Source organism: Arthrobacter sp. Y3223164, assembly GCF_059091005.1.
Genome location: NZ_JBNHGF010000067.1, coordinates 1 through 10572, shown reverse-complemented (window position 1 = coordinate 10572; position 10572 = coordinate 1). Strand labels below are relative to the sequence as shown.

General features: G+C 68.9%; 12 protein-coding genes and 1 pseudogene. 6 read left to right on the top strand and 7 right to left on the bottom strand.

Features of this window, described 5'->3' with window-relative positions:
• Positions 1-82 precede the first annotated feature (82 nt).
• Positions 83-691, top strand: coding sequence for a 5-oxoprolinase subunit B family protein (locus AC5RUJ_RS05850; protein ID WP_494128695.1), 609 nt, complete (start codon positions 83-85; stop codon positions 689-691).
• A 3-nt stretch (positions 692-694) separates the two neighbouring features.
• Positions 695-1162, top strand: a pseudogene (locus AC5RUJ_RS05845) (5-oxoprolinase subunit C family protein); the annotation flags it as partial.
• Here the strand turns inward: AC5RUJ_RS05845 and AC5RUJ_RS05840 are convergent.
• Together AC5RUJ_RS05840 and AC5RUJ_RS05835 are read right to left on the bottom strand one after the other, a co-directional pair.
• Positions 1075-2124 (bottom strand): pyridoxal phosphate-dependent decarboxylase family protein, encoded by a 1050-nt coding sequence (locus AC5RUJ_RS05840; RefSeq protein WP_494155664.1) that lies wholly within the window; start codon positions 2122-2124, stop codon positions 1075-1077. The pseudogene AC5RUJ_RS05845 and the gene AC5RUJ_RS05840 sit on opposite strands and share 88 nt — an antisense overlap.
• 344 nt (positions 2125-2468) lie before the next feature.
• Entirely contained in the window at positions 2469-3758 is a 1290-nt protein-coding gene (locus tag AC5RUJ_RS05835) for an adenylosuccinate synthase (RefSeq protein WP_494128914.1), read from the bottom strand.
• 554 nt (positions 3759-4312) lie between these two features.
• On the opposite strand from AC5RUJ_RS05835, the gene AC5RUJ_RS05830 reads away from it, so the two are divergent.
• Positions 4313-5176 carry a DUF72 domain-containing protein gene (locus AC5RUJ_RS05830; RefSeq protein WP_494128913.1) on the top strand — a complete coding sequence of 288 codons (864 nt, stop codon included), beginning with the start codon at positions 4313-4315 and terminating at the stop codon, positions 5174-5176.
• 86 nt (positions 5177-5262) lie between these two features.
• Here AC5RUJ_RS05830 and AC5RUJ_RS05825 read toward each other — a convergent pair whose 3' ends face one another.
• Complete coding sequence (locus AC5RUJ_RS05825) at positions 5263-5883, bottom strand: thymidine kinase (RefSeq protein WP_494128912.1); 621 nt, start codon at positions 5881-5883, stop codon at positions 5263-5265.
• 203 nt (positions 5884-6086) lie between these two features.
• Positions 6087-6515, bottom strand: coding sequence for an SRPBCC family protein (locus AC5RUJ_RS05820; RefSeq protein ID WP_494128911.1), 429 nt, complete (start codon positions 6513-6515; stop codon positions 6087-6089).
• A 71-nt stretch (positions 6516-6586) separates the two neighbouring features.
• Between AC5RUJ_RS05820 and AC5RUJ_RS05815 the strand changes: the two genes are divergently transcribed.
• Positions 6587-6916, top strand: a complete 330-nt coding sequence (locus AC5RUJ_RS05815) for an ArsR/SmtB family transcription factor (RefSeq protein WP_494128910.1) — start codon at positions 6587-6589, stop codon at positions 6914-6916.
• Positions 6913-7305 carry a VOC family protein gene (locus AC5RUJ_RS05810; protein ID WP_494128909.1) on the top strand — a complete coding sequence of 131 codons (393 nt, stop codon included), beginning with the start codon at positions 6913-6915 and terminating at the stop codon, positions 7303-7305. Before AC5RUJ_RS05815 ends, AC5RUJ_RS05810 begins: the two co-directional genes overlap by 4 nt.
• A 53-nt stretch (positions 7306-7358) precedes the next feature.
• Here the strand turns inward: AC5RUJ_RS05810 and AC5RUJ_RS05805 are convergent, their stop codons facing one another.
• From AC5RUJ_RS05805 to fbaA, 3 genes are all read right to left on the bottom strand, one after another.
• Positions 7359-8138 carry a cyclodeaminase/cyclohydrolase family protein gene (locus AC5RUJ_RS05805; RefSeq protein ID WP_494128908.1) on the bottom strand — a complete coding sequence of 260 codons (780 nt, stop codon included), beginning with the start codon at positions 8136-8138 and terminating at the stop codon, positions 7359-7361.
• 192 nt (positions 8139-8330) lie between these two features.
• Positions 8331-8753 (bottom strand): DUF3151 domain-containing protein, encoded by a 423-nt coding sequence (locus AC5RUJ_RS05800; RefSeq protein ID WP_494002017.1) that lies wholly within the window; start codon positions 8751-8753, stop codon positions 8331-8333.
• Complete coding sequence (gene fbaA, locus AC5RUJ_RS05795) at positions 8753-9775, bottom strand: class II fructose-bisphosphate aldolase (RefSeq protein ID WP_493977221.1); 1023 nt, start codon at positions 9773-9775, stop codon at positions 8753-8755. Before fbaA ends, AC5RUJ_RS05800 begins: the two co-directional genes overlap by 1 nt.
• Positions 9776-9959: 184 nt before the next feature.
• Here fbaA and AC5RUJ_RS05790 point away from each other — a divergent pair.
• Positions 9960-10572 (top strand): NUDIX domain-containing protein (locus tag AC5RUJ_RS05790; protein ID WP_494155663.1); only part of this gene is annotated, 613 nt, incomplete at its 3' end.

The following is a 10572-nucleotide window of genomic DNA, read 5'->3' as shown; positions in this document are numbered from 1 at the left end:
CCGCCCGCCGCCGGGGGTCCCCGCGCCACCGGCGCGGCACCCGTTCCCTCTCCCTCCGGGCCCCGCACCACAGGACGGTAGGGTGCGGATCCTGCCCTTCGGTGCGGGCGCCCTCCTCGCCGAATTCGACACCCTCGACGACGTCCTGGCGCACTACAGCGCACTCTCGGTTGCGCCGCTGCCAGGCGTGACGGAGCTGGTTCCCGCGGCCCGCACCATCCTGGCGACCTTCGACGACCCGGCGGCCGCCGCCGTCGTCCGCCGCTGGCTGGAACAGACCCCGCCGCACGACGGCGGCGCACGCACCACCGGGGACGAGGTCACGGTCGAGGTGGACTACTCGGGGGAGGATCTGCCGGCGGTGGCGCGGATCCTGGGCGTGAGCGAGGCGGACGTCGTGCGGCGCCACCAGCAGTGCGAATGGATTGCCGCTTTCACCGGCTTCGCGCCGGGTTTCGCCTACCTGGTGGCACCCGGGAACCCGCTGCAGGTACCGCGGTTGGCCGAACCGCGGACCCGGGTGCCGGCCGGGTCGGTGGGTTTGGCGGGCGAGTTCACCGGCATCTACCCCTCCGCGTCGCCCGGCGGCTGGCAGCTGATCGGCAGGACCGATGAGCGGCTGTGGGACGCCGCGCGGGAGTGGCCGGCGCTGATTGCGCCGGGAACGCGCGTGCGGTTCAGGGCGGTGTAGCCGGTGATCACCGTGGTCACGGCGGGACCGCAACTCCTGGTGCAGGACCTCGGCCGGCCGGGTCATGCCGCGATCGGGCTGAGCCCGTCCGGCGCACTGGATAACCGGGCACTGCGCACGGCCAACCGCCTGGTCGGAAACCCTGACACCGCGGCGGGACTGGAGTTGCTGCTGGGCGGCGCTGTGCTGCGGTTCGACGCCGACACCGTGGTGGCGGTGACCGGGGCCTCGGGCAAACTTTCGGTGACGGGCCCGGGAAGCGCGGCGGCGAAGTCCCCGGGCCCCGGCCGGCCGCGGAAGGACCAACCGAATCTTTACCGGCCCTTCCGCGTCCGTGCCGGCCAGCGGCTGGAGATCGCCCCCGCCGCGTCCGGGCTCAGGTATTACCTGGCGGTGGCCGGCGGCATCGTGGCCGAGACCCTGATGGGATCGGCGGCCACGGACCTGCTCTCCGGCATGGGACCGGCTCCGCTGCGGGACGGGGACATGGTGCGCTGGTGCACTTCGGCGTCGCGGACAATGGCCACGCCGGAGTCGTACGGGACGTTGAGCCACTTGTGCGCGTCGGTGGCCCACGAGTCGGCCAGGTCCACGCCGTCCAGCAGGTGCCGGTGCTCCGGGCTGGCGGCTGCCCACAGCCCGAACGCGCCGTCGACGTGGACCCAGGCGCCCTCCCGCCGTCGTACGCGGTCCACCGCCGGCCGGATGGGATCGAAGGACCCGGTGTTCACATTGCCGGCCTGCAGGTTGACGATCAGCGGCATGTCGGCGGGAATCCGGTCCAGCACGGCGTCGAGCGAGTCCAGCGTGATGCGGCCCTGCGCGTCGGTGGCCACCGAGTAGACCCTGCGGCGACCCAGGCCCAGGTACTGCAGCGCGGTCAGCACGGTGCTGTGGGCTTCTTCCCCTACGACGACGGCGATCTCCGGCGCGCCGAACAGGCCGTCGCCCACCACGTCCCAGCCCATCCGTTCCAGCACCGCCGTCCGTGCCGCAGCCAGGCAGGTGAAGTGGGCCATCTGGCAGCCGGTCACCAGGCCGAAGCCGGAATCCGCGGGCAGCCCGAACAGGTCCAGCAGCCAGGCGCCCACTGCCTCTTCCACTACTGAGGCGGCCGGACCGGCCACATACAGCCCGGCGTTTTGGTCCCAGGTGGAGGTCAGCCAGTCGGCGGCGAGCGCTGCGGGCTGGGCGCCGCCGATCACGAAGCCGAAGTAACGCGGACCGGCCATCGCCACGGCGGCCCGCCCGCCGACGTCGGCCAGGTGCTCAATGACCGCCTGCGGATCTTCGCCCTGCCGCGGCAGCTCTCCCGCCAGCTCGCGGCGCAGGGCATCCACATCCAGCCCCGATTTCACCGGTCGTCCGGGCAGGGATTGCAGGTATTTTGCCGCCAGCTCGGCCGTGCGGTGGAGAAGTTCGTCGTCCGCCATGACGAGCATGTTACGCCGGGACCCTGCCCTGCGACAGGCGGCGGGCCTTAAGGGCGCGCTTGCCGCGAAGGCATCCCGCAGCAAGCAGGGCAGATCCGGGCACTCATGGGTCGGCCGGGATGGCGTCGGCGATCCGCGGCCCGAGGCGGGCGCAGAGTGGGGCGCGGACATCGCTGCCCGCGCCCCCGCCGTCGTCATCTATTGGTGTCCGTTGAGGCCTTAGCCCCGTGCCCCGCCGTCGTCAGCTAATGGTGCCCGTTGAGGCCTTAGCCCCGTGCCCCGCCGTCGTCATCCAGCGGTGAGGGCCCGACGGCGCACCCGACGCACCGCCGTCGTTGGTCCTGCTATTCGCTGATCAGGTCCCGCACCACGATGGTCTGGTCGCGGTCGGGGCCAACGCCGATGGCGGAGAACCGGGTGCCGGAGAGCTTTTCGAGCGCCAGCACGTAGTTGCGGGCGTTCTCGGGCAGGTCGTCCAGGGTCCTGGCGCCGGTGATGTCCTCGGTCCAGCCCTCGAAGTACTCGAAGATCGGCTTGGCGTGGTGGAACTCGGTCTGGGTCATCGGCATCTCGTCGTGCCGGATGCCGTCCACGTCGTAGGCGACGCAGACCGGGATCTGTTCGATGCCGGTGAGGACGTCCAGCTTGGTCACGAAGTAGTCCGTGAAGCCGTTGACCCGGGCGGCGTGGCGGGCCAGCACGGCGTCGTACCAGCCGCAGCGCCGCGGCCGGCCGGTGTTCACGCCGAACTCCCCGCCCTTTTTCTGCAGGTACTCGCCCATGTCGTCGAACAGCTCAGTGGGGAACGGCCCGGCGCCCACGCGGGTGGTGTACGCCTTGATGATGCCCACGGCACGGTTGATCCGGGTGGGGCCGATGCCCGAGCCCACGGACGCGCCGCCGGCCGTCGGGTTGGATGAGGTCACGAACGGGTAGGTGCCGTGGTCCACGTCCAGGAACGTGGCCTGGCCGCCCTCCATCAGCACGACCTTGCCCTCGTCCAGCGCCTTGTTCAGCACGTAGGTGGAGTCGATGACCATCGGGCGCAGCCGCTCGGCGAAGGAGAGGAAGTACTCGACGACCTCTTCCACGTGCACGTCCCGGCGGTTGTACACCTTGACCAGCAGTTCGTTCTTCTGCCGCAGCGAGCCTTCGACCTTCTGCCGCAGGATCGATTCGTCGAACACGTCCTGCACGCGGATGCCCAGCCGGGCCACCTTGTCCATGTAGGCGGGGCCGATGCCGCGGCCGGTGGTGCCGATCGCGCGCTTGCCCAGGAAGCGTTCGGTCACCTTGTCCATGGTCTGGTGGAACGGGGCCACCAGGTGGGCGTTGGCGGAGACGCGCAGCCGCGAGGTGTCCGCGCCGCGGGCCTCGAGCCCGTCGATCTCCTCGAAGAGGGCTTCCAGATTGACCACGCAGCCGTTGCCGATGATCGGAGTGGCGTTGGGGGAAAGGATGCCGGCCGGCAACAGCTTCAGCTCGTACTTCTCCCCGCCGACGACGACGGTGTGCCCGGCGTTGTTGCCGCCGTTGGGCTTAACCACGTAATCCACGCGGCCGCCGAGCAGGTCGGTAGCCTTGCCTTTTCCTTCGTCGCCCCACTGGGCTCCGACGATCACAATTGCTGGCATGGGATCCTCCCCCATTCGATGCGGCGGAAGCCCCGGACAGACTGCACATCAAGGAGCCGCTGCCGCGCATGAGAACGCCCCTCACTCCGGATGGAGTATTTGGGGCTCTTACCCGCCAAGTTTAGCGGATGGGCCTCAGTCGACCGGAATCCGCGCGGTCGGATGCGGTTTTGGGGCCGAAACCGGTGGGCGGTGGCGGGCCCTTCGGCTCCTGGGAGCGGAATGTCGCTCGACCGGCCGCTCTTGGGACGCGGCCGTAGCCCCTCCGGCTCCTGGGGCCCGACGTCGCTCGAGGACCGAAACCGGGACGCGGCCGCAGCCCTCCAACTCCCCGGACCCGACGTCGCTCGAGGGCGAAACCGGGACGCCAGCTTCGAGTGGTGAGAAGATGCAGCGAAACCGGCCGTTTGGCTGCATCTTCTCGCCACTCGATGAGGCCATGGCTCTCGTGCCCGGTTGCGGCAGCGCTTCAAGGATGCGCAACGCCCCACGGCACGACGGCGGAGCGCGGCTTGCTCTGGCTTGCGCCGCCGGGGCCGGGTAGCGTGCGGGACATGGCCGCCTCTCAACCGATGGCACGGATCGGCATCTCCGGCTGGCGATACCCGCGCTGGCGCGGCACGTTCTACCCAAAGGGCCTGCCCCAGCGCCGCGAACTGGAGTATGCCTCCGGCCACCTGAATTCAGTCGAAATCAACGGCACGTTCTATTCGCTGCAGCGCCCCTCCAGCTTCCGGCAGTGGCACGCCGAGACGCCTCCGGACTTCGTGTTCGCGGTCAAGGGCGGGCGGTACATCACCCACATGAAGGGCCTGAAGGACGTCCGGGACGCCTTGGCGAATTTCTACGCATCGGGAATCCTGGGCCTGGGCGAAAAGCTCGGACCGTTCCTGTGGCAGCTGCCCGAACGCGCCAACTACGACGCCGAGGTGATGGAAAAGTTCCTGGTCCAGCTGCCGCGCAGCACGAACGCGGCCGCCGCCTTGGCCGCCGGGCACACCGAACTGATGAAGGACAGGACTTGGATCCCCGACGACGGCGCCGACCGGCCGCTGCGCCACGCCCTCGAGATCCGCAGCACCACGTTCATCAACGAGGAGTTCTACGACCAGCTGCGCCGGCACAACACGGCCCTGGTGCTGGCCGACAGCGCCGGAAAGTGGCCGATGCTGGACGAGATCACGGCCGACTTCGCCTACGTCCGGCTGCACGGAAAGGACGAACTCTACGTCAGCGGCTACCGGGACGCAGACCTGGACCGGCTGGCCTCGATGGTCACCGGATGGCTGGACGGTTCGGGCTGCCCCGACGGCGCGGGCCGGGATGCCTACGTGTACTTCGACAACGACGTCAAGGTCCACGCACCGTTCAACGCGATCGGGCTTGCCGAACGGCTGGATATTCCAGCCGGCACGTGACCCGGGGCTTCGCCGACACGTGCCCGCTCACGCAGATCCTCCGCTGCCCGGCTCTGCCCGTGGACCGCGGCGGCTGCCGCCGAACGCTAGAGCGCGCCGCCGGAGGCCTCGAGGTAGCAGGTGCCGCAGAGCGATTCGTACCAGACGTCCTCGCCGTCGATGGCGACCTGCTCGCCGTCGAACACAATCTCCCCGCCCACGCGGCGCGTGTTGAAGACTGCCTTGCGCCCGCAGCGGCAAATGGTCTTCAGTTCCTCGAGGGAGTGCGAGATTTCCAGGAGCCGCCGCGCCCCCGGGAAGGCCTGGGTGCGGAAGTCGGTGCGGATGCCGTAGGCCAGCACCGGCACGTTGTCCATCACCGCGATGCGGAACAGGTCGTCGATCTGTTCCGGTTCCAGGAATTGGGCCTCGTCCACCAGCAGGCACGCCACCGGCTGCACGTCCACATGTTCCAGGAGGGCTTCGGGGTCCTCGCCCGCGGCCACCCGGCCGAAGTGTTCGCGCACGGATTCACCCGAACGGATCAGGAAGTCCACGTCCCGGGCCATGCCCAGCCGGGAGACGATCTTGCTGTCCCCCTTGGTGTCCATCTGCGGCTTGGCCAGCAGTACGCGCTGCCCGCGCTCCTCGTAGTTGAAGGCTACTTGGAGCAGTCCGGTGGATTTGCCGGAGTTCATCGCCCCGTAGCGGAAGTAGAGCTTGGCCAACGCAGTCCTTTCAAGCGGTCCCAGCAGTCGATTCTACTGAGCCGGACGCCGGGTGGACGGCAGCAGGGTCGGCGCGCGGCTCCCGCAAAGGGCTTCGCGGGGATCACGGCGAAGCTTCCGCAGCGGCTTTCGGGATCGCGGAGCAACTCCATCGCAGCCCACGACCGGAGTCAGCGCGGCTCCCGCGAAGGACACGACCGGGATCACGGCGCAGCTTCCGCAAATCGCTTGAAGCGGGCCAGCTGGCCGGAATCAGCCTCCGCGATGGCCCGCCGGATCTGTTCTGCCATGGCGGCCAATTCCTCGCTGACCACGACGTCGGCGGTCAGCGTCAGCCGGGTCGCGCCGCCGTCGCCGTCCAACTCGTAGCGGTAGTCGGCCCGCACGTCCCCCTGCGAGGAGGTGATGGTGATGCTGCGGCCGACGTCGAGCTCGGTCACCGTGCTGCTGCGGTCGTGCCCCTGGGAACGGAAGCTGATGGATTGGCCAACCGCCAGCGGCCCCTCGGCGTGCATCTCGTTCACGCCGGGCATCCATGCGGGCGCAGCGGCCCAATCCGTCAACAGCGCCCAGGCCCGCGCCGGCGGCACAAAGACCTGCTCGGAGGCCGTGAATGCCGTGGTCGCACCCATACCTGCATCATGCCTGCCCGGCTGCCGCGGCAAAAGACCACGCGGGCCCGGCGCCCAGAAAACATGCTCCCTTGATTGGCAACCTGCGGGTTGCCTATTATGGACGGGTGGACACGGTCTTCCAAGCCTTAAGTCATCCGACTAGGCGGATCCTGCTGGACGAGCTGGCCGCGCACAACGACCAGACGCTGTTCGAGCTGACCGTGCGCCTGATCAACAACCACCATCTCACCATCACCCGTCAGGCTGTCACCAAGCACCTCGCGATCCTGCGAGAGGCCGGCTTGGTGACCGCCAGCAATCGTGGACGCACTACCGTCCACCATCTGAATACTGCCCCGCTCACACCTGCGAGGGAATGGCTAGCCCATCTCCCGCCGTCTTCTAAGGAATCACCATGATCATCACCACCACCAGCGTCTTTGTTGACGACCAGCAGAAAGCCCTGGAGTTCTACACCGAGAAGCTGGGGTTCCAGCTCAAGAACGATGTGCCCGTAGGCGACGACCGTTGGCTGACTGTTGTCTCACCCTCGGCCCCGGACGGCGTGGAACTGCTCCTGGAACCGTCCGGCCATCCGGCGGTAAAGCCGTTCAAGGAAGCTCTGGTCGCCGACGGCATCCCCTTCAACAGCTTCGGGGTGGACGACGTGCAAGCCGAGTACGAGCGCTTGTCGGCGCTGGGAGTGCAGTTCGTGCAGGAGCCCGCCGACATGGGACCGGTCGTCACGGCCGTGTTTGACGACACTTGCGGCAACCTCCTTCAAATCGCCAGCATGAAGGAGGCGTAGCCGGGGCCTCGCTCCGTCATGCGCGGCGGGGTTGCGCTGTCGATGTCGCTCGTTTAGTCCAGGACGCGGCGCCGGACCGACGCCGCCAACTCCTCGGCACGGCGCACCACGTCGTCCGCCTTCCGCGTGTGGTCCTGCAGCGACTCCTGGATGGATTCCTCCCGGATAGACGTCAGGTTGGCCTCGACCGTGATCCGCGCCGTCGCCGCGGCGGCTCGCGCCGCTTCGGCGGCCACGGCAATGTCGCTCAGCACGTTTGGATTGCACACGCCCACCAACTCTGTGCCCAGACGCACGACGGCGGAGGCCAAGTCCAGTTGGGCCCTCGCCGGGAGTGTCGCCTCCACGAGCGACTCCCGGATGGCCGCGCTGCGACGGCTGCGCTCGTCGTCTGTTGAGTTGGGGAGCTTGTAGCAGTCAACGACCCTGCGGAATTTCTCCTCGTCGGACACCGCCGCGTGCACCGCCGCCCGGGTCAGTTCGCCGGCCTCGGCCAGTATGGCCTCCAGGTCCGGATCCGCGCCGGAGCCGGCGGAGGCACCGCCGTCGTTGCGGGCTGAGCCTGTGGAGCGGCCGCTGCGGTCCGTGCCTGAGGAGGCACCGCCGTCGTTGTGCGCCGAGCCCAAGGAGCCGCCGTCGTCGCGCGCCGCACTTGCGGAGGCGCCGCCGTCGTCGTTGTTCTTCGCCGCGCTCCGCTCGGTAAACCGCGTCACCATGCCGATCAGCGCCGCCGCCTGCGCCGCGTGGATCGCTCCGACCGCTCCGGCGCCGGGCGTCGGCTGATTGGAACCGAGCCGGCCCAGGTACTCGTCGATGGTCTCCGATCCGCTCACGCCCCGGCTCCTTCCGTTGATCCTGTGGCCGTGCCGCCGCTGCCTGCTCCCATGTTTGCATCATGCCCAACAACGGGTCGGCAGGAAAGTGCCCGACGGGCTGGAGGAGGCAGGGCAGCCACCACCCGGGCACTGAAAACGGGAGCTGCCGTGCGGCGAGCTCCCGTTTCCACCCGAAAGATTTATTGCAGATCAGGCGCCTTCGATGGCCGCCCGGGCGTTCGGGTCCGAGTCGGCCAGGAACTTGCCAATCCGGTCCACTTCTTCCGCCTCGCCGATCGCTCCGGCGGCGCGGCCCAGGGCGTAGAGCGCGCGCAGGAAACCGCGGTTGGGCTCATGCTCCCAGGGGATGGGGCCCGCTCCGCGCCAGCCCGCCCGGCGCAGGGCGTCCAGGCCGCGGTGGTAGCCCACGCGGGCGTAGGCGTACGAGTCGATGGTCCGCCCCTCGGAGTACGCCTCGTCGGCGAGGATCGCCCAGACCAGGGAGGACGTGGGGAACTTCGCGGCCAGGTCCAAGGCTTCGTCGCCGGCTTCCAGCCGGGCCAAGACGTCGGTCTCCTCCGGCAGGTAGGTCGGCTCCGGGCCCAGCAGGTTGGTGCGGAAGGGTTCGGTCATTACTTCACCGACTTTCCGGCCGAGCCCAGGCGCTCGGCGGCCTCGACGACCCGGGCGGCCATCGACTTCTCGGCGGCGGCGCCCCAGACACGCGGGTCGTAGGCCTTCTTGTTGCCGACCTCGCCGTCCACCTTCAGCACGCCGTCGTAATTGCTGAACATGTGGCCGGCGACCGGGCGGGTGAAGGCGTACTGGGTATCGGTGTCGACGTTCATCTTGATGACGCCGTACGCAACGGCGTCGGCGATCTCCTGCTCGGAGGAGCCGGAGCCGCCGTGGAAGACCAGGTCAAACGGATTGGTCTTGCCGATCTTGGCTCCGACCTCGGCCTGGATCTGCTTGAGCAGCTCGGGGCGCAGCTTCACTCCGCCCGGCTTGTACACGCCGTGCACGTTGCCGAAGGTCAGGGCGGTGATGTAGCGGCCCTTCTCCCCCGCGCCGAGTGCCTCGATGGTCTTCAGGCCATCGTCAACCGTGGTGTAGAGCTTTTCGTTGATCTCGTTTTCGACGCCGTCCTCCTCGCCGCCGACGGTGCCGATTTCCACTTCCAGGATGATCTTGGCCGCGGCGGTGCGGGCCAGCAGGTCCTCGGCGATGCGCAGGTTCTCCTCCAGCGTCTCGGCCGAACCGTCCCACATGTGCGACTGGAAGATGGGGTCCTCGCCGCGCTTCACCGCGGCCTCGGACTCGGCCAGCAGCGGCAGCACGAAGCCGTCCAGCTTGTCCTTCGGGCAGTGGTCGGTGTGCAGCGCCACGTTGACCGGGTACTTCTTGGCCACCTCGCGGGCGAAGGCGGCGAAGCCCAGCGAGCCGGCAACCATGTCCTTGACCCCGGCACCGGACCAGTAGGCGGCGCCGCCGGTGGACACCTGGATGATGCCGTCGGACCCGGCGTCCGCGAAACCTTGCAGCGCAGCGTTGAGGGTCTGCGAGGAGGTCACGTTGATCGCAGGGTAGGCGAAGCCGCCCGCCTTGGCACGGTCAATCATGTCGGCGTAGATCTCAGGGGTTGCAACGGGCATGCTGACTCCTTGGCTAGCGATACGGATTCGAAGGCGTTGCCTCTGAGCCCATCCTATCGACTCGTGTCCGGGCAGCAGTTGCCGCGACGACTGTGAAGCCGGGTAGCCCCGTCGGCTGGCGGAGCCGCGGCTCTGTCGCTCGCTTCCACCTGACCCCGCCCTCCGACCGTGGCAAGCTGGAATCATGACTGAAACCCCGCCGCCATTCCACGGTCCGCGCGATCCCGGCGACGCCTGGGTGGAGGGGCCGGACGGCACCCGGATGTGGGGCCGGTTCGGCTCCGCCGGGCTGCTGGCGGTGGACCGCGAGCGCGGCATCCTGCTCCAGCACCGCGCCAAGTGGAGCCATTTCGGCGACACCTGGGGAATTCCCGGCGGGGCGAGGCATCAGGACGAACCGGCCGTCGATGCCGCCCTGCGCGAGGCCAACGAGGAAGCCGACGTCCCACTCGACGCGCTGGCGCCGCTGTTCACCACCGTCCTTGACCTGGGCTTCTGGTCCTACACAACCGCCGCCGCCAGGACCGTTCGCCCGTTCGAACCGGAAATCACCGACGCCGAGAGTTTGGCCCTAGCCTGGGTCCCCCTGGACGAGGTCGACCAGTTGCCGCTGCATCCGCACTTCGGCGAGGCCTGGCCGCGGCTCCGCACGCTGCTGGAGCACCCGCCGGTGCTTGTGGTCGACGCGGCGAACGTGGTCGGTTCCCGGCCGGACGGCTGGTGGAAGGACCGCCCCGGCGCCGCGCGCCGGCTGCTCGCCTCGCTTCACGCCACCCTGGCAGCGGGGCTTCCCGCAG